The sequence below is a fragment of the Micromonospora sp. NPDC093277 genome, from assembly GCF_044765245.1.
Classification (GTDB): Bacteria; Actinomycetota; Actinomycetes; order Mycobacteriales; family Micromonosporaceae; genus Micromonospora.
In genome coordinates this window covers 60,321-76,629 of record NZ_JBIWJO010000018.1, presented here as the reverse complement: position 1 = coordinate 76,629, position 16,309 = coordinate 60,321, and the positions used below count along the sequence as shown (strand labels likewise).

The following is a 16,309-nucleotide window of genomic DNA, read 5'->3' as shown; positions in this document are numbered from 1 at the left end:
CCCGACCTCACCCGGCCACCGAGGCTTGGTCGGTCACCGCACCAGCCGCTGGCGGCGGCTCCGGCAGGGTGATCGCGGTGGCGGCCTTACGGATCGGCTCGGTCACCCGGCGGATCATCCCCTGCCGGCCGGGCAGCCGCGGCATGAGCCGCAGCATCAGCGTCTGGAACCGGATCTGCGCCGCTGAGCCGAGCACCATGCCCTTGAGGTTGCGCTCGGCGAGCTGCTGGTTCGCCGCCACGAAGGGGCGCATCCGCCGTTCGTAGGCGGCGAACCCGGCCGCCGGATCGCCACCGGCCTCCGCCAGCGAGGTGGCCAGCACGTACGCCCCGACCAGGCCCAGGCTGGTGCCCTGCCCGGACGCCGGCGAGGCACCGTGTCCGGCGTCGCCGACCAGCCCGATCCGCCCGGTCGACCAGCGGTCCATCCGCACCTGGCTCATCGCGTCGAAGTAGAAGTCCGGCGCGTCCGTCATCGCGGCGAGCAGCTCCGGCACCCGCCAGCCGGCCCCGGCGAACGCCCTGGCCAGCGCCGCCCGCTGTGCGGCGACGTCCCGGTGGTCGGGCTCCTCCGCTGGCGACGGGAAGAGGAACAGCGCCCGGGCGTCGGGAGCGCCGGCGGTCCGGTAGACACCGACCGTCCGCCCGGGGGCGGGATGCATCAGCTCGACGCCCTCCTCACCGTACTCGGCCGGCACGGTGAAGATCGCGATGTGGTGGCCGAGCGTGCGCAGGTGCTCCGCGCTGGGCCCGAAGGCCAGCCGCCGGACCGTGGAGTGCAGGCCATCGGCACCGATCACCAGGTCGAAACGGCGGTTCGGCCCCCGCTCGAAGGCGGCCTCCACCCCGCCGGCGGACTGGTCCAGCGCGGCGATCGAGTCGCCGTGGACATATTCCACGTCGTCGGTGGCCTCGATCAGGATCCGGGCGAGGTCGCCGCGCATGATCTCGGCGTCGTCTCCCTCCCGGCCGCCGAACAGCGCGGCGTCCATGGTGGCCAGTTGCCGCCCGCCGGCGTCGACGAAGCGGGCCAGCCGCATTCCGGTGTCGTGCCGGCTCACCTGCTCGCGCAGGCCCATCCGGTCCACCACGGTCAGGGCCGCGCCGCGGATGTCCACCTTGTAGCCCCCGTCCCGGCGGGCCGGGGTCCGTTCGACGACGGTCGGACGGAAGCCGTGGCGGCGCAGCCACCAGGCGAGCGCAGGGCCGGCGACGCCGGCACCGGAGATCAGCACATCGGTCATGCCGTCGACGGTACAGCCGTGTTAGACAATTGTGCAAGACAGTCGTGCAAGGAACTTGCTACGCTGCTTCGCATGGGAAATCGGGAAGACCTGCTCGCCGGGGCCAAGCGCTGCCTGATGGAGAAGGGCTACGGGGGCACCACGGCCCGCGACGTCGCCGCTGCCGCCGGCACCAGCCTGGCCGCCATCGGCTACCACTTCCGCACCACGAAGACGCTGCTCAACGAGGCCCTCATCGAGGCGATGGCCGAATGGGGCGAGGAACTGGGACGCGCCCTCGCGGACGACGCCGCTCCGGACGCCACGCCCGCGCAACGGTTCGAGGCAGCCTGGGAGCGGATCATCGATTCCTTCGACCGGCTACGGCCGCTCTGGGCCATCCAGTTCGAGCTGATCTCGCAGATGGACCGGGTACCCGAGCTGCGAGAGGCGTTCGCCACCGCCAACCGGCAGGCCCGACTCGGCCTGGCCGAGATCTTCCACCGGCTCGACCCGGCCGTCGACGAACCGGCCGCGCTCACCCTCGGCGCGTTCCACCAGGCGCTGCTCGCCGGCCTGGCGACCCAGTGGCTGGTCGACCCGCAGGCGACCCTCTCCGCCAAGGAGCTGACCCACGCCCTGCGCACCGTCGCCGCCGGGTTCCGCACCGGCCCGAGCTGACCCGGATCGAGCTGACCCGGACCGGTCCCGGCGACGTCGGCTGTTTCCGGATGTTCGTGCCCCACAACGTGTTGATCGGGTCGGAGAGCGGGGAGGGGCCGCGCGGGGCCGGCCGCCGGCCGCTCGGATCAGGTGGCTGATCGTCCCGTGCGGCGACGCACCAACCGGGCGACCAGGCTCACCACCGTGGTCCCCGCCGCCGTGCCGACCAGCACCAGCACCGCCCCCACCGCCCACAGGCCGCTACCGTCCGTTGACGCGGCTTGCGCCGCCCAGGCGGCGGTGAAGGCGACCGTCATCACGGGCACCACCAGCCAGGGGCTGAGCCACCAACCGCCGGCGGCGGCGAGCAGGGCGAGGGAGAGCACGGCCCCGGCCACCTGCCACGGGGCGTACGGGCCGCTGGTCGCGCCGGTCTCCGGGTCGACCGTGTAGCCGGTCTCCCAGCCGAGCCAGGCCCACCAGGCAGCGACGGTGGCCGCCGCCAGCAGCGGCGCCCCGAACAGGGCACGCGTCGTCTTGGTCATGGCTCGATCCTCCCGGTCCCGGCGGCAGGGCGGATGAGCATCCGTACCCAGGATCGGGCCCGCCACCGACCAGGACAAGTGGTCACTGTCGATGCTGCTCCCAGTCGGCGCGGGTGAGCTCGTACTCGACCTCGCCGTGTTCGGAGCCCTCGATCGCCTCGGGCCAGTCCCCGCTGAAGGTACGGAGGAACGACAGGCCCGCCTTCTCCATCACCCGCCGGGACCGGGTGTTGACCGTCATGGTGTTCGCGGTGACCCGTTCCACCCCGAGGTCGGTGAAGCCCTTGTCGATCAGGGCGCGGGATCCCTCCGTGGCGTAGCCCTTGCCCCAGGCGGCCTTGTTCAGCCGGTAGCCGAGTTCGACCACGGCGGGGCTGTGCTCGTCGAGGGGACGGAACTCGAACCAGCCCAGAAAGGTCCCGGTGGCCTTCTCCTCGGCGGCCCAGTAGCCACGGGTGCCGAGGCACGCGTAGTCGTGCCGCAACCGGGGCAGGGTCCGTGCTTCGATCACGTCGCGACCCGTCGGCCGGCCACCGTTGACGAACCGCATGACGTCGGGGTCGCTGTCCAGTACGAACAGGTCGTCGACGTCGGCGTCGGTGAACGGCCGGAGCGCGAGCCGTTCGGTTTCCAGGAAGACCGGCATGGCGTCGAGCGGCTTGCGCCAGACCGACACGTGGCTCTCGCTCTCGGACGTGAAGGGCGTCCCGTCCCAGTCCGCCATCCGCTGCTCCAGCGTCAGCCCGGCCAGCCGGGCCATCAGGTCGCACTCGGCGGGCCAGATGTAGCGGAAGTTGCTGTAGCCGTACCGGGCGCTCCCGTCGTCCTGGCGCCGGTAGTGGTGGGAGGTTCCCCGCTGGGTGACCATGTCGTAGGTGTCGAAGCCGACGTGCCGGTCGGTCACCTCGAACGGCACCGCCGACTGCCCGGGTGGAAACCGCCGGATGCCCGGCACCCACAGCTCGATGACGAAGCGACCACCCGGAGACAGGTGCCGGGCGGCGTTGCGGAAGCACTGCACCTGCTCGTCCTGCGTGCACAGGTTGCCGATGCTGTTCCACACGACGTACACGAGCGAGAACTGGCCGGGGACGGTCGTCGTGGCCATGTCACCGATGACGACCGGCAACCGCTCCGCGGGCACCTTGCGGCGCAGCCGGTCGGCCATCGGTCGCGACAGCTCGATCCCGGTCACGGGGATGCCTCGGGCGGTGAGCGGGATCGCCACTCGACCCGTGCCGATCGCGAACTCGAGCGCGGGGCCCGAACCCGCCAGCCGGGCGAGGAAGTCCACGGCCGGGTCGAGCACCTGGGGTGCGAACATCTCGGCCGAGGTGTCGTCGTACCCCTCCGCGGTTTCCTCGTCCCACAGATCGCTGCTCGTCACGGCTCTGGAGCCTGCTCCCTCCCCTGCGGTCACGCCACCCGTTTTCGACCTCCGCCCCGCCCCGGAGGACATATCGACGGTCGTTTCGGAATCGTCTTGCCGAGGCGGGAGTGGTCATGCACCGTAGCCGGGATGGTCGATCTCGTGGAGGGGAGCCGCCCGATGAGGGAGTTTCGCCGCCCTGGAGGTGGCGCAGTGGCAGGGATCGGCGTCGGCCCCCTCGTATCCCTGCTGCGACCCTCGGACGGCAACCCGGCGGAGCAGCGGCAGCTGGTCGAGCGAGAGACGCTGACAGGCGGGGGCGTCAACGAGGTCGTCCGGATTGGCGACACGGTGCGCCGTCCTACCGGCCCCTGGTCCACCCGGGTCCATGACCTGCTGCGACATCTGGCCGCCCAGGGCTTCCAGGGAGCACCGCGGGTACGCGACACCAGCGAGGCCGGCTTCGAGATCCTCGACTTCCTGCCCGGCGACGTGTCGAACTATCCTCCCACCGCCGCGGCGGCCTCCGTCGAGGCGCTGAGGAGTGCGGCTGCGCTGCTACGGGCGTACCACGACGCGACGGTCGAATACGCGCGGCGAGCACCACGCGATGGCTGGCAGGTGGCGGCGACCGAGCCCGTCGAGGTCATCTGCCACGGCGACTACGCGCCACACAACTGCGTGCTCAGCGGTGACCGGGTGGTGGGCATCATCGACTTCGACCACGCCCAACCCGGACCACGGCTGTGGGATGTCGCCTACGCGGCCTATCGGTGGGTGCCGATGACCGCGCCGGGAAACACCGACGGCCTCGGCACCACCGAGGAGCAGGCTGCCCGGTTGCGGGTGTTCTGCGACTGCTACGGGCTGGACGATGCCGGGCGGGCGGGCCTGGTCGACGCCACCGTCGCGCGGCTCCACGCGCTGGTCGACTTCATGCACGCCCAGGCCGCCGCCGGCAACGCCGCCTTCGCCGGCCACATCGCGGACGGACACCACATCCAGTACCTCAACGACGCGAAGTACATCCGGGCCCGACGGGCGGTATTCGAGCGTGGCCTTCAGGCGTGACAGCTCTGCGCGTCCAGGTCTCGCAGCGCGAAGCGGAAATGCTCCCACTCCTCGTCGAAGATCACGTGAAGGCAGTGCAGGACCGGATCCTCGTGTTCGGGTGACCACGCGGTCGGCCGAGCCTCGGCGAGCAGTTCCGGCGTGACGGTCGCCAGGAAGTCCCGAACCATTGCCTGCCGCTCGGCACGGGCCTCGAGCACGGCCGCGAAGGCCGGCTGCTCCGTGGCAAAGACCGACATGTCGAAGCCGTCCGTCTGGTATTCGGCGTGCGGCTGGCCGAGCGGGTGGAACGGTCGGGGCAGGCGCAGGATCGCCTTTCCGAACCATGCGTCGGTGGCGAACACGAGGTGGCGCAGGGTCTGCGCGAACGACCATTCACCGTCGACCGAGACGTCGACGGCACCCTCGGGCATGGACACGGCCCGGTCGACCGCGGCCGCCCAGGCCCGCTCGATCGCCGCCCATGCCGCGCGCAGGCCGTCCGGGTCCCTGGCCTGCTTCAGCTCGCGCCCCGGGAACCGCCGGTTGAGTTCCGCCTCGACGAGCGGCACGACGTCGACACCGTTGACCAGGAGTGCACCGTCGGCCAGCCACGGTGCGTCGATATCGAGCCCGCGTACGTCAACGCCGCGCATCATCGCGCCGGCCAGCGTCGATCTGACGAACCGCGCAGCCCGCAGGTCCCTGTCGACAAACGTTGCGGAGTCGTCCTGGACCATGGCGCCCTCCCACTCTTGGCGATCGCGGCGATGCTATTGGTCGGGTCCGACAACCAACGGGACGCGAGGTCAGTCGGACAGGTCGGCGATCCGGGTCGACAGCTTGCGTAGCGCCACGAGCTCGTCGGGGCTCAAATGATCGAGGAAACGCGAGCGTACGGAGACGACATGGTACGGCGCGGCTTCCTCCAGCACCCCGAAGCCTTCATCGGTCAGGCGCAGGATGCAGCCCCGCGCGTCCTGCGGATCGGGCTCCTTGTCGATGAGTCCCCGGCCCTGCATGCGGGCCGCGTGGTGGGACAGCCGGCTACGCGACCACTCCATCTTGGCGGCGAGATCCTTGAGCGCCCACCGGCGGTTCGGCTTCTCCGACAGCGTGCTCAGCACCTCGTAGTCCGCCGGTGACAGCCCCGAGTCGCGGGCCAGGTCCCGACCCAGCCGTGCTGGCAGCACTGTCAGCAGGCGCCGGAAAGCGCGCCACGCGTGTTCCTCGTCCTCGCTCAGCCAGGGAGTGTCCACCGGGTCACCATACATCTCGTTGACACGTCACAGAAGTTCCGGATACGGTCGTTGACATGTCATCGAAAGCCGCGGGCGCGCCCCTGAACGTCCTTGTCATCGTCGCCAGCACCCGCCCTGGCCGGCTGGGACCCGCCATCGCCGACTGGTTCGTCGGGGCCACCCTCCCGGAAGCCGAACGTCGCGGGATCACCATCGACGTCGCGGACCTGGCCGAACTCGGACTGCCGCTGCTCGACGAGCCCGAGCATCCCTCCAGCGGCAGCTACGTTCACGAACACACCCGCGCGTGGAGCCGGCGAGTGGCCGCGGCTGATGCATTCGTGGTGGTCACACCTGAGTACAACTACGGAATGCCAGCGGCGTTGAAGAACGCCTTCGATTTCCTCTACCACGAGTGGGCGTGGAAGCCGGTGGGGTTCGTCAGCTACGGCAACACCTCGGCCGGCACCCGATCGGTCCAGATGACCAAGCAGGTCGTCACCACCTTGAAGATGATGCCCATCGGCGCCACCGTCGCCCTACGCATCGCCGACAGCACCCGCAACGGCCAGGTCATCGAGTCCGCGGGACTCGACAAGACCGCTCGCGGAGTGCTGCTTGAACTGAGCCAGGTGGCCGCCGCGATGCGGCCCTTGCGCACCAGGCCCCACCGTGACGACACCAGCGTTTCCGGGCCGGTCGAGGGACTGACGCTGACCATCGCCCGGCCTGACGACCTCGCCGAACTGCTCGTGCTCCAGCGGTGCTGCTGGGTGCAGGAGGCCCTCGCGAACGACACCCTCGACCTGCGGCCACTCCGGGAAACCCTCGACGACCTGCGGGCATCGATGTCGACCTGGCAACTGTGGTGCGTACGCCGGCACGGACGCCTCGTCGCGGCGGTCCGAGCCCGGACGCACAAGCGGGCGTGGCTGATCGGCCGCCTGATGGTGGCTCCCGACCAGGCCGGGAACGGCATCGGTTCCTGGCTGCTCTCGTACGTCGAGGAGCAGGCCCCCGAGGAGACCACGCACCACGAACTGTTCACCGGCCACCGCAGCACCCGCAACATCAGGCTGTACGAACGCGCCGGCTATGCCCTCACCACCGCCGACGACACCCCGGACGGCAGCGTCCACCTCACCAAACAGCGGCAGCTGATCGCCTGACGGCCGGTCCGGCCAGGTCACGACTCGCTTGACGGCTGAGGCTGAACGGGCGGTGCCGACTCGTGGCAGATCCGCATATCTGCTCGAGGTGGATCGGTGTCGAGCCGACTACTGGCCTACGAGCAGTAGGTCACGTGTGGGGATGGTTGGTGATGCCGTCCAAGAGGGTGGTCAGGTTGTGGTTGAAGGTTTCCTCGGCGTTGAGGTGGGCGCCGTCGATGACGAGCCGGGCGATGGTGGGATAGCGGCCTGTTTCGAGCATGCGGGTCAGGTAGGGCCCGAGGGTGGCCTGCCAGGCGGTCACGTCGGTGCCGGTGGAACGGGCGGTGCGTCGCTCGGTGACCTCGCTGCGGAGCGCTCCGATGATGAAGGAGTTGAGGGCGCCCACGGCCCGCTGGAGGTCGTCGATGCCGCGCACGCCGGGGGCCTGGCTGAGCGCCGCCGCGGTCGATTCACCCACGGCGAGCGCATGAGGTCCCAAGTGTGGCCTTCCGCCGAGCAGGTCGGCGAACCACTCATGGTCAAGGGCGGCGTCACGGGTACGGTGACCGATGGCCAGTACCGTGGCGCGCCACCCGGAGTGCTGGCCGGCCTCGGCGATCTGGGCGTACACGGCGTCGACCATCACATCGAGCAGTTCGGACCTGTTGATCACGTAGTCGTAGAGCCGCATGGGACCGACACCGAGCTCTTTGGCGATCTTGCGCACCGACAGCCCGTCGAGGCCGTGTGCGTCGGCGAGCCGGATCGCCGTGGCGGCGATCTTCGCGCGACTCAGCGGCACCGGCGCCGCCCGCGGCTGAGGTTCGGGCCGTTCCCAGACGGGCAAGGGTGCGCTACCGTACGGCGTATCCATAAAGTGCAGCGTACGGTAATGGAGATGATGATGCGAATCGCGATCGCCGGCGGCGGCCTCGGTGGCCTGACGCTGGCCCGAATCCTGCACCGGCACGGCATCGGCGCGGTGGTGTACGAACGGGAGGCGAGCCGATCCGCGCGATCACAGGGCGGAATGCTCGACCTGCACCCGGAGTCCGGGCAACAGGCCCTGGCCGATGCGGGCCTCGCCGGCCGATTCCGGTCCGAGGCACGGCCGGAGGGCGAGGAACATCGCATCCTCGACCCGGCCGGCCGCACCCTCGTGCACCACAAGCCACAACCCGGCTCATTCTCCGGGCGCCCCGAGATCGACCGCAGCGCACTGCGTGATCTTCTGCTCGATTCACTCCCCGCCGGCACCGTCATGTGGCGGCACCGGCTCGTCGCGGCGACACCACGACCCGACGGAGGCTTCGGGCTGACGTTCGATGGCGGCCACAGCGCCGACTGCGAGGTCCTCATCGGCGCGGACGGCGCGGGCTCGGTCGTCCGGTCGCTGCTGACCGACGTGACACTGTCCTACGTGGCCACCTTGGTGGAACTCAGCATCAGCGACGCCGACCGGCACCACCCGGATCTCGCCGAGTTGGTCGGCCCCGGAAACCTCTGGTGCGTCGGCGTGAACCAGATCCTGGCAGCACAACGCCTCGGCGACGGCAGCATACGAGTCGGGATCTCAGTACGCGCAGAAGGTCGCGACATCGACACATACCGTAGTAAGCGTGCCGTGCTCGACATGTTCGACGGCTGGGACCCAAGCCTCACCGCACTCATCGAAGCCGGCGACAGCGCGCCGACGCCTCGCAGGATCGAAGCGATGCCGATCGGTGCGCGCTGGGCCCACCAGCCGGGAATCACCCTCCTCGGTGACGCCGCGCACCTCATGCCGCCGGTCGGCGAGGGCGCCAATCAAGCCATGCTCGACGCCGCCGAACTCGCCGCCGAACTCGCCGCCGAACTCGCCGCCAGCCCCGCCGACCCCGACTCCGCGATCCGGACGTATGAAGAGGCGATGTTCACCAGGACCCATCCGATCGCCGAAATGTCCGCACGAGTCCAGGCGATGATGCTGTCCCCAACCGCAGCCGACGACATCATCCGCTTCTTCACGGCCCGCCCCGCGGCGCCGGCACCCGTCGATTGAGAACAGGCTGCGCAGCCAGCCCTGCCTTGCAGACGGCCCCTACCCCGAATACCGCTCCTCGGCATCGCATCGTTGACGCGTGACCCCGTCACGAGGAACGCGCTCGGGTCCGGCCCGTTGATCTGCCGCCGACCACGCGCCCACCAGCCGCTACCGGGAGGACATGAAGCTCAGTCTGCGGTGAGCGGCAGCTCGACCGGCTGACCGCCGAGCCGGCCGGGCGCGGAGTGCTGCGGTGCCGGACGGGCCGACAGTTGCGAGTGCCGGTGGTTGCGCACGGCGACCTCGCAGGTGATGAGACGGATCGGCATGGGCGGTGCGGCGAACGGCCCCGGCCCCCAGCGCACCCAGAGCGCGACCCGGCCGGCGCCGGCCTCGGCGAGCAGCTTCTCCACGGTGCGCCGGCGATCGGCGCGGTCCACCTCGATCACGATGGGCCGGCCGGCCCGGCGGGCGCAGGCGACGTCCACGACCGAGTGCCGGTGCTGGTACGGGGCGGGCAGCGGGACGACACTCGTGGCGCGCCGGTATACACGGAAGCCCTGGGACTCACCCCAGGCGGCGACCGCGTCGACGAGCAGCGCGGTGACCTCGTCCGTCGACCGGTCCACGAACGTGAGCCGGCCCAGATACGCCGCCAGCGAGGCGGCGAGCTCGTCGTCGTTCATGGCCTGCCCCGGTTGCCGTACCGCGCCCGTCCGGTTCACGTTTTCCAGCTCACGCGCTGTAAGTGGGCCGAAGGTACCACCATGCGAACCACACCGCGACAGTCGCCGGTGACCCGCTACCGCTGAATCTGCCGAGCTCACGGGCGTCGGGCGGTGCCCAATGATTCCGGCCCGACTGAATTGCGACCTGGCCGGCGCGTCACCTTGCTGCGGAGGCGGCCCTAGCCACGCAAACAACTGGCAAGGTAGAACATTTAGTTCTACACTGTTGCCCATGGAACGCATCGGTGTCCGGGAGCTGAACCAGAACACGAGCCAGGTGTTGGCTCGGGTGAGCGGCGGCGAGACCGTCGAGATCACCGATCGCGGGCACCCGATCGCCCGACTTGTTCCGGTAGGCGACGACCGGTCGATGCTGGCCAAGCTGGTAGCTGCGGGACGGGCCGTTGCCCCGACCGGCGGCGGTCCTGTTCCGCTTCCGCCGAAACTCGGGGACGAGGATATGGACGTGGCCGCCACGCTCACCGCAATGCGAGACGAGGAGCGCTGGTGATCTACCTCGATTCCGCCGCCGTCGTCAAGCTGGTTCGACAGGAGGCTTGCAGCGCTGACCTTGTCTCCTGGCTCAACACCCACGACGACGTGCCGCTGGTCTCCTCCGCTCTCGTCGAGGTGGAAGTGCCCAGGGCGTTACGCCGATCAGCTCCGCAAGCCTTAATCGGAGTACCGGCGGCCGTCGGACGGCTCTTCCGACTGGAGATCGACAGTACGATCCGCGCGACTGCAGCCGCGTTCGCCGAGCCGACGCTACGCAGCCTCGACGCCATCCACCTCGCCACCGCCCAGATTCTGACCAACGAGTCCGGAACCGCACTCATCGCCTTCGTCACCTACGACCGGCGACTGCTCGAATGCGCCAAGGCCGCAGGACTACCCGTAGCAAGCCCCGGCCAGAACTGACCCACGACTCCCGAAGGCACCGAAAGCGAATCTCCCAAAGGTGCGGACGATCCCCGTTTACCATCCGGCGCTCGCCTGCTGCACCGTTGGTGACCCACTGCTGGTGGGTCTGGACCCGGGTTGCTGGCTCTGGCGATCGCCGGCTGATGGTGCACGTGCGAGCCAGGACCCCGGACGGGTTGTGCCGGAATGTGCATTGCTGGTCGGCGTCCTCGATAACTAGGGGTGATAGACGATAGGACGCGCGACCGCTCCCCCGCCCCACTTCATGACGTGATCTCGCCATCGGCATGCGCTTCTGCGGTTCGTGTGGGCAGTAGCGAGCGTCAGTCGGTGGCGGTGCGCAATCCTAGGGGGACTCGAACCCGCGACCGAGGGATTATGAGTCGCGTCCATGGCTAGGACCCACACCCCTACCGGTCACCCTAGTTGCATCCGGCGCTACTCTGGCCGACCAGATCAACCCTGGTGGCCTGCACTTCGCACCACGCGCCGCACCACGTCGAGACGCACGCGCCCCATCCTGGTTCTCCTCCGCGCCGACGGCGAGCTTTACTCGCTGTAGCGCCGGGCGCCAGCCCTCGGGAGCTGATACCGGTAGCGCGTTGGTTTCAAGGATGTGTGAGCTGGCGCCCACGACTCCCACACTCGGATGCGGCCACCGGACGTCGCGTCCGCTGTCGAGTACCCAACGATCCCCGGGGCACCGAGGAGCGACTTGAGCTAGTGAAGAGGACTACGTCTCCTGGCTGCACGGCGGTGACCAGAGCATAGGACCAGTACTCGCGGCCGGCGTCGTCAACTTGCGGGGCATGCAGGTCAGCGCCAAGATCGATGCGGTCGGTGATTTCCATCCAATAGCGCTCGGCCGGATCCGCGTGCCACCACTCGCTGATTGCCACGCGACATGTCTACCGGCTCGGGCACGTAGACGTTGCCCTCAACAGTGACTCGTCGACGCGGCGCACCGGCGGGCGCCGGAGTTTTATCCGAGCCAGGGTCTACTCTGGCCATCAGTGCCCGCACCGCTCTTTGTCGATGCTTCGATGGCCGGTCGCCGGATGGCGACAGGTCATCGTGCCATCGAGCTAGGGAGGTGATATGGACACAGAGGACAGGAGACCGGTCGAGTGCAACTGCTCGACCACCACCCCGCCCCCTGCCGGTGGCACCCGGCAGCGGACGGTTCGGGTGGCGCTCCTGATCCTTCAGGGGATGGCTTACGCGTCGGCGACCGCGAACTCCGCGATCGACATCGTCAGCAAGCTGACCTGACGGATCAGTCCCTGCCGCACGCTGCCCCCGGTCGGGTCACCCACTCGGACGGGGGCAGTCGTGTATCTGGATGAGGTCTCTCTCGCGTCAACTTCATCCATGTTTACACGCACGAGGTTACACCGACCCCCCGAAATCCCACGACAGACGGGTGGGTAGTTTCCGGCGAGTCGGTCAGCCGAGTGCTCCGCTCCACCCGAGGCGCCCCCGTAGTCGTCGGTCCGTCAGCGCACCGCGGGTAGCCGCTCCATCCCATGCAGGCAGTGACAGTGGCGGTTCGCTTGGCTACGGTCGCGTGCATGACCGAAGAGACGCGCATCGCTCTGCTCAACTACGACTGGTTGGTCCGAAACCGCGGACTCGATGACGTAGGGCTGGATTTGGATACCGACACCCTGGTCTACGGGGACGGCGGGGCAACGATCGAAACCCTGTGCGAACCCGGCTTCACCCCTGCGACTCGCGGCGACTGGTCACAGCCACCTGTAGACGCCCAGGAATCAGCAGTCTGGGCGGCGCCGGGGGGACCGAGCGGTTGCAGCACTTAGCCTCGATCCACCGACGCGGTTGGCGCGATCACCGGTTGATCATTTCGACATTGGGTGAGTTGGCGGGTGTGCGGGAGCCGCCGGTCGTTGGTCGGCTTGCTCCAGTCGTGTTTGTGCGGTGAATGGGATTGTGGCCTGTGGTGGGGCCGCCGGGATCCTGCTGGTGGGTGTGGTCAGCCGGGTGCGGTCTGGACGGCGGTGAAGAGGTTGTCGAATGCTGCTTGCCATGGCCAGTGGTCGGGTAGGTGCAGGTGGATGGTGCGGGCCCGGTGCGCGAGGCGGGCGGCGACGTTGACGAGTCGGGTGCGGATTGTGGCGGGTCGGGCGGTGGCGTGGGCGCCTGCGGCCAGGTGCCCGGCGGTGCGGGTGAGGTTGTGGGTGATCGCGGCGCAGGCAAGCCAGGCGTCGTTGGCGGCGAACCGGCCCGAGGGCAGGTGTGCCAGGGGTCCGGCGATCAGGTCGGCGTTGACCTGTTCGATGATCGCGTGCCCGCGGTGCTGGGCTTCGGCCTGCACGAGCGTGAACGGGCTGTCGGTGAACACTGCGTGATACCGGTAGGTCGGTAGCAGTTCGTCTTGGCCGGGGATCTGTGCCGGGTCGTCGCGGTGGATGCGGCGCACGATCAACCGGGCAGTCACCTCGTGGCGGGTGCCGGCGAACGCGGTGTACGTGGTTTCGGCGATCTGCGCGTCGGAGATCCACCGGCCGGTGTCTTCGTCCCAGACGGCCTGCGGATACTGGATGTCGACCCACTCGTCGTCGGTGATGCTGTCGCACGCGGCGCGGATTCTCGCGTCGATACGGGTGGTGACCGAGAACCTAACGTGGCGGCGTCGGCATGTAGTGATCACGGTCTTGGCGTAGAACGCCGAGTCGGCTCGCACCACGATCTGTCCGGTCGCGCCGCACGATCGGGCGGTCGTGATCGCTTCGGCGATCATGCTGGCCGCGCCGCGGGCCGAGCCGGCGTTACCCGAACGTAGGCGGGTCGCGGCGATCACCGGCGCCGACAGCGGTGTGGACAGGGTGGCGGCCTGTAGTTGCCGTACGTGTCCGTGGGTGAACGTGCGCAGGAACGACCCGAGCGTCGACGGCGCGTACACGGCGGTGAACAGCGACCGCATGCCACCGTGTCGGGCGATGTCGAGGTCGTCGATGCTGTCCGCGCCGGCGAGCACCCCGGCCACGATCGTGGCGACCTTCCCGCCAGGGTTGGCGCCCTTGTCCGTCGGCAGCCGCACCCGGTCGGTGACCGCGTCGTGCAGACCCGCCTGCCGGGCCAGGCGCATCACCGGAACCAGACCGGCACACGACACCAGATTCGGATCATCGAACGAGGCGCGCGTCACCGGCGTGTCATGGCGTAATCTCACCTGCGAGGTGCCCTCTCGAGCGAAGCGATAGAAGCGTCAGAACTCCTATTCTTCCAGCTCAGAGGGCACTTTCTATCTCCGGGGCCCCACCAACCCGACATTCATCGGTGGATCGAGGCTTAGCGCCCTCGTCGTTAGTTCGTCGGGGGTTCCGCGGCTACCAGCCGGGTTCATCCCCCGCGGCCGTGCACGTATGCCATCAGACCCATTAGGATGAAAGGATCTGGGTTGTCCGACTTGAGCATTCTTGCCGATGTTCCCTCGGTCGCGGGTTGGGTGCTCTTTGGCCTGACTTTGCTCGCATGGGCTCTTGATCGAATTTTTGGCTGGTCAAAGTCGCGAGCCGAGACAGACAAGCTGAAGCTCGAAATACAGACGCTGAAGCTCGAGGCGCTTGCGGAAGCTTCCGCCACGAAGCGCTCTCAGCTCGAAGCAATCTCTGCAGTACTCGCTGCAGATCGCGGGCATCCGTCGGCAGACGTAGTCGAGGCGTTCGCGCGCAGTTTGCCTTTCGGGCGAGACACGGCCGGCATTGCGGATCATCTGCGCGCTCGGCAACGGGCTCGCCAGGCGTTACCTCATCTAATCGCTGATGTACTCAACCTCCAAGAACAGGCGGAGACAGTGCGGCGCGATGTCGTTCGAGGCATTGTTGCCGGAGATCACGCGGTCACGGAAATTCACAAGGCGCTCGAATCCGCAAGTGAGCGGATTAATCAAGTCATTACGGATGTGGCAACATCGCCCAGGATATTCGTTTCCCTCGAGGAACCAGATGCGGCGAACGACGGGGATGTTTGGTTTCAAGTCGGTGTCGACGGCGATTCTCCGGCGGGCTGAGCCCGCGAACGCCGTGGCTTTTCCAGCGGGGCGTGCCCCACAACCTGACTCGCATGCTGGCAGCCTTTCGGACCGTGGAGCGGGTTCGAAGAGGGTTGGTGAAGGGCTGCGGCAGCGGGGCGTAGGGCGGCCCGCTGAGAGCGTCGTAGAGCCAAGATCTCCGATGGACTGGTGGTGATGGATGCGCCAGGTGGCTGTGTGGCTCTCAGCGGGCCGGTCTACGCGGGTCGGGCGCGGCGGTCGGCGTGTGGCGTGGGAGGGGCTGAACCATCTCCGCATCTCCGCATCTCCGCAAAGGTGGCTGTGAGCTGCGGAAACAGTTGCGGAGATTGACGGCCGGTGGTGCTGGCCATCTCCGCAAACTCCTGTGATCTCCACAAGAGGGTGCGGAGATGCGGAGATCGGTTCTGCTCTATTGGCTTGATCTCCGCAGGGTGTTTCCGCTGGTAGGCCAGGGTTTGTGCGGCGTTGCGGAGATGCGGAGATGGTTCAGCGGGTTTCGGGTCAGCCGTCGTGGTGTTCGACCCAGAACACGGACCGGTCGCCACGGTCGTTCTTGCCGGCGTTCGGCACTGTAACCTCCCAATGGACTTCTAGGGACGACTCGAAGACCGGCTACGCGATGCGATGCTCCGCAACGGCTTCACCCCATTGGCTGTGGCGGAACAGTTGGGGGTCGACCCGAAGACAGTGGAGCGCTGGATCACGCAGGGACGGGCTCCGTATCCGCGCTATCGGCACGCAATCGCCGCACTGGTCAGGGAGAGCGAGTCGTACCTCTGGCCGGACGCCGTGCCGCAGGAGCGAGCGAACCGCGTAGCGCAATCCGAGGTAGTGCAGGTCTACCCGCGCCGGGCGGCTGTCCCTGACGACCTCTGGCGACGGCTGATCTCGCAGACGCAGGAACGGGTCGGCATCCTGGTCTACGCAGGGCTGTTCCTGCCTGAGCAGCAACCGCAGCTGGTCGCCACGCTCAAGGCGAAGGCAGCGGCCGGCACCCGCGTCGAGACCCTGCTTGGCGACCCGGACAGTCCCGAAGTCGCGCAGCGAGGCACTGTGGAAGGGATCGGCGACGCGATGGGCGGCAAGGTACGGAACGTACTCGCCTTCTACCAGCGCCTGCGCAACGTCCAAGGCGTGACGGTGCACTTTCACCGGACGACGCTCAACAACTCAATCTTCCGGTTCGATGACGAGATGCTCGTCAACTCGCACGTCTTCGGCTTCCCCGCGGCGCACACGCCCGTCATACACCTGCGGCGGCTCGCCGGCGGCGACCTCTTCGACACGTACGCGGACAGCTTCGACCGGGTGTGGGAGACCTCAGCACCCGTATGGGAGCCAGCGGTGGCAGGCTGAGGGC

At 68.5% G+C, this 16,309-nt stretch carries 18 protein-coding genes; 10 read left to right on the top strand and 8 right to left on the bottom strand.

What is annotated here, in order from left to right; genetic code table 11:
- Positions 1 to 7: 7 nt before the first annotated feature.
- Positions 8 to 1,243, bottom strand: coding sequence for an FAD-dependent monooxygenase (locus tag ACIRG9_RS29005; RefSeq protein ID WP_402862759.1), 1,236 nt, complete (start codon positions 1,241 to 1,243; stop codon positions 8 to 10).
- 72 nt (positions 1,244 to 1,315) lie between these two features.
- Here ACIRG9_RS29005 and ACIRG9_RS29000 point away from each other — a divergent pair, with 72 nt between their 5' ends.
- Complete coding sequence (locus tag ACIRG9_RS29000) at positions 1,316 to 1,903, top strand: TetR family transcriptional regulator (protein WP_402862756.1); 588 nt, start codon at positions 1,316 to 1,318, stop codon at positions 1,901 to 1,903.
- A 128-nt stretch (positions 1,904 to 2,031) separates the two neighbouring features.
- Here ACIRG9_RS29000 and ACIRG9_RS28995 read toward each other — a convergent pair whose 3' ends face one another.
- Both ACIRG9_RS28995 and ACIRG9_RS28990 read right to left on the bottom strand, forming a co-directional pair.
- Entirely contained in the window at positions 2,032 to 2,430 is a 399-nt protein-coding gene (locus ACIRG9_RS28995; RefSeq protein WP_402862753.1) for a hypothetical protein, read from the bottom strand.
- A gap of 82 nt (positions 2,431 to 2,512) precedes the next feature.
- Positions 2,513 to 3,817, bottom strand: a complete 1,305-nt coding sequence (locus ACIRG9_RS28990; RefSeq protein WP_402862750.1) for a GNAT family N-acetyltransferase — start codon at positions 3,815 to 3,817, stop codon at positions 2,513 to 2,515.
- 195 nt (positions 3,818 to 4,012) lie between these two features.
- Here ACIRG9_RS28990 and ACIRG9_RS28985 point away from each other — a divergent pair, with 195 nt between their 5' ends.
- Positions 4,013 to 4,870 (top strand): aminoglycoside phosphotransferase family protein, encoded by an 858-nt coding sequence (locus ACIRG9_RS28985; protein ID WP_402862747.1) that lies wholly within the window; start codon positions 4,013 to 4,015, stop codon positions 4,868 to 4,870.
- Here the strand turns inward: ACIRG9_RS28985 and ACIRG9_RS28980 are convergent.
- Together ACIRG9_RS28980 and ACIRG9_RS28975 are read right to left on the bottom strand one after the other, a co-directional pair.
- Complete coding sequence (locus ACIRG9_RS28980; protein ID WP_402862744.1) at positions 4,861 to 5,589, bottom strand: DinB family protein; 729 nt, start codon at positions 5,587 to 5,589, stop codon at positions 4,861 to 4,863. The genes ACIRG9_RS28985 and ACIRG9_RS28980 overlap by 10 nt on opposite strands.
- Before the next feature lie 69 nt (positions 5,590 to 5,658).
- On the bottom strand, positions 5,659 to 6,123 hold the full coding sequence (locus tag ACIRG9_RS28975; RefSeq protein ID WP_402862741.1) for a MarR family winged helix-turn-helix transcriptional regulator: 465 nt from the start codon (positions 6,121 to 6,123) through the stop codon (positions 5,659 to 5,661).
- Positions 6,124 to 6,164: 41 nt separating this feature from the next.
- On the opposite strand from ACIRG9_RS28975, the gene ACIRG9_RS28970 reads away from it, so the two are divergent.
- The gene (locus tag ACIRG9_RS28970) at positions 6,165 to 7,259 is read left to right on the top strand and encodes a GNAT family N-acetyltransferase (protein WP_402862738.1); all 1,095 of its coding nucleotides are present in this window, start codon (positions 6,165 to 6,167) and stop codon (positions 7,257 to 7,259) included.
- 130 nt (positions 7,260 to 7,389) lie between these two features.
- Here the strand turns inward: ACIRG9_RS28970 and ACIRG9_RS28965 are convergent, their stop codons facing one another.
- Positions 7,390 to 8,211 (bottom strand): TetR/AcrR family transcriptional regulator, encoded by an 822-nt coding sequence (locus ACIRG9_RS28965; RefSeq protein ID WP_402862735.1) that lies wholly within the window; start codon positions 8,209 to 8,211, stop codon positions 7,390 to 7,392.
- Between ACIRG9_RS28965 and ACIRG9_RS28960 the strand changes: the two genes are divergently transcribed.
- Positions 8,134 to 9,282 (top strand): FAD-dependent oxidoreductase, encoded by a 1,149-nt coding sequence (locus ACIRG9_RS28960; protein WP_402862732.1) that lies wholly within the window; start codon positions 8,134 to 8,136, stop codon positions 9,280 to 9,282. The genes ACIRG9_RS28965 and ACIRG9_RS28960 overlap by 78 nt on opposite strands.
- Before the next feature lie 170 nt (positions 9,283 to 9,452).
- Here ACIRG9_RS28960 and ACIRG9_RS28955 read toward each other — a convergent pair whose 3' ends face one another.
- The gene (locus tag ACIRG9_RS28955) at positions 9,453 to 9,950 is read right to left on the bottom strand and encodes a hypothetical protein (protein WP_402862729.1); all 498 of its coding nucleotides are present in this window, start codon (positions 9,948 to 9,950) and stop codon (positions 9,453 to 9,455) included.
- A 274-nt stretch (positions 9,951 to 10,224) separates the two neighbouring features.
- On the opposite strand from ACIRG9_RS28955, the gene ACIRG9_RS28950 reads away from it, so the two are divergent.
- The 4 genes from ACIRG9_RS28950 (at position 10,225) to ACIRG9_RS28935 (ending at position 12,733) form a co-directional block, all read left to right on the top strand.
- Positions 10,225 to 10,503, top strand: a complete 279-nt coding sequence (locus ACIRG9_RS28950; RefSeq protein ID WP_402862726.1) for a type II toxin-antitoxin system Phd/YefM family antitoxin — start codon at positions 10,225 to 10,227, stop codon at positions 10,501 to 10,503.
- The gene (locus ACIRG9_RS28945; RefSeq protein WP_402862723.1) at positions 10,500 to 10,910 is read left to right on the top strand and encodes a type II toxin-antitoxin system VapC family toxin; all 411 of its coding nucleotides are present in this window, start codon (positions 10,500 to 10,502) and stop codon (positions 10,908 to 10,910) included. Before ACIRG9_RS28950 ends, ACIRG9_RS28945 begins: the two co-directional genes overlap by 4 nt.
- 1,101 nt (positions 10,911 to 12,011) lie before the next feature.
- Positions 12,012 to 12,185 carry a hypothetical protein gene (locus ACIRG9_RS28940; protein ID WP_402862720.1) on the top strand — a complete coding sequence of 58 codons (174 nt, stop codon included), beginning with the start codon at positions 12,012 to 12,014 and terminating at the stop codon, positions 12,183 to 12,185.
- A gap of 299 nt (positions 12,186 to 12,484) precedes the next feature.
- A complete protein-coding gene (locus tag ACIRG9_RS28935; protein WP_402862718.1) occupies positions 12,485 to 12,733 on the top strand; it encodes a hypothetical protein in 249 nt (82 codons plus the stop codon).
- A gap of 173 nt (positions 12,734 to 12,906) precedes the next feature.
- Here the strand turns inward: ACIRG9_RS28935 and ACIRG9_RS28930 are convergent, their stop codons facing one another.
- The gene (locus ACIRG9_RS28930) at positions 12,907 to 14,106 is read right to left on the bottom strand and encodes an IS1380 family transposase (RefSeq protein ID WP_402862715.1); all 1,200 of its coding nucleotides are present in this window, start codon (positions 14,104 to 14,106) and stop codon (positions 12,907 to 12,909) included.
- A 228-nt stretch (positions 14,107 to 14,334) separates the two neighbouring features.
- On the opposite strand from ACIRG9_RS28930, the gene ACIRG9_RS28925 reads away from it, so the two are divergent.
- Positions 14,335 to 14,946, top strand: coding sequence for a hypothetical protein (locus ACIRG9_RS28925; RefSeq protein ID WP_402862712.1), 612 nt, complete (start codon positions 14,335 to 14,337; stop codon positions 14,944 to 14,946).
- A gap of 627 nt (positions 14,947 to 15,573) precedes the next feature.
- The gene (locus tag ACIRG9_RS28920; RefSeq protein WP_402862709.1) at positions 15,574 to 16,305 is read left to right on the top strand and encodes an XRE family transcriptional regulator; all 732 of its coding nucleotides are present in this window, start codon (positions 15,574 to 15,576) and stop codon (positions 16,303 to 16,305) included.
- Positions 16,306 to 16,309: the final 4 nt, after the last annotated feature.

What these genes read in the sequence shown, in the direction of transcription:
- ACIRG9_RS28975 (WP_402862741.1), bottom strand. Translation starts at nt 6,123, where the DNA reads ATGTATGGTGACCCGGTGGACACTCCCTGGCTGAGCGAGGACGAGGAA.
- ACIRG9_RS29005 (WP_402862759.1), bottom strand. Translation starts at nt 1,243, where the DNA reads ATGACCGATGTGCTGATCTCCGGTGCCGGCGTCGCCGGCCCTGCGCTC.
- ACIRG9_RS29000 (WP_402862756.1), top strand. Translation starts at nt 1,316, where the DNA reads ATGGGAAATCGGGAAGACCTGCTCGCCGGGGCCAAGCGCTGCCTGATG.
- ACIRG9_RS28940 (WP_402862720.1), top strand. Translation starts at nt 12,012, where the DNA reads ATGGACACAGAGGACAGGAGACCGGTCGAGTGCAACTGCTCGACCACC.
- ACIRG9_RS28980 (WP_402862744.1), bottom strand. Translation starts at nt 5,589, where the DNA reads ATGGTCCAGGACGACTCCGCAACGTTTGTCGACAGGGACCTGCGGGCT.
- ACIRG9_RS28950 (WP_402862726.1), top strand. Translation starts at nt 10,225, where the DNA reads ATGGAACGCATCGGTGTCCGGGAGCTGAACCAGAACACGAGCCAGGTG.
- ACIRG9_RS28970 (WP_402862738.1), top strand. Translation starts at nt 6,165, where the DNA reads ATGTCATCGAAAGCCGCGGGCGCGCCCCTGAACGTCCTTGTCATCGTC.
- ACIRG9_RS28920 (WP_402862709.1), top strand. Translation starts at nt 15,574, where the DNA reads ATGCTCCGCAACGGCTTCACCCCATTGGCTGTGGCGGAACAGTTGGGG.
- ACIRG9_RS28935 (WP_402862718.1), top strand. Translation starts at nt 12,485, where the DNA reads ATGACCGAAGAGACGCGCATCGCTCTGCTCAACTACGACTGGTTGGTC.
- ACIRG9_RS28960 (WP_402862732.1), top strand. Translation starts at nt 8,134, where the DNA reads ATGGAGATGATGATGCGAATCGCGATCGCCGGCGGCGGCCTCGGTGGC.
- ACIRG9_RS28955 (WP_402862729.1), bottom strand. Translation starts at nt 9,950, where the DNA reads ATGAACGACGACGAGCTCGCCGCCTCGCTGGCGGCGTATCTGGGCCGG.
- ACIRG9_RS28995 (WP_402862753.1), bottom strand. Translation starts at nt 2,430, where the DNA reads ATGACCAAGACGACGCGTGCCCTGTTCGGGGCGCCGCTGCTGGCGGCG.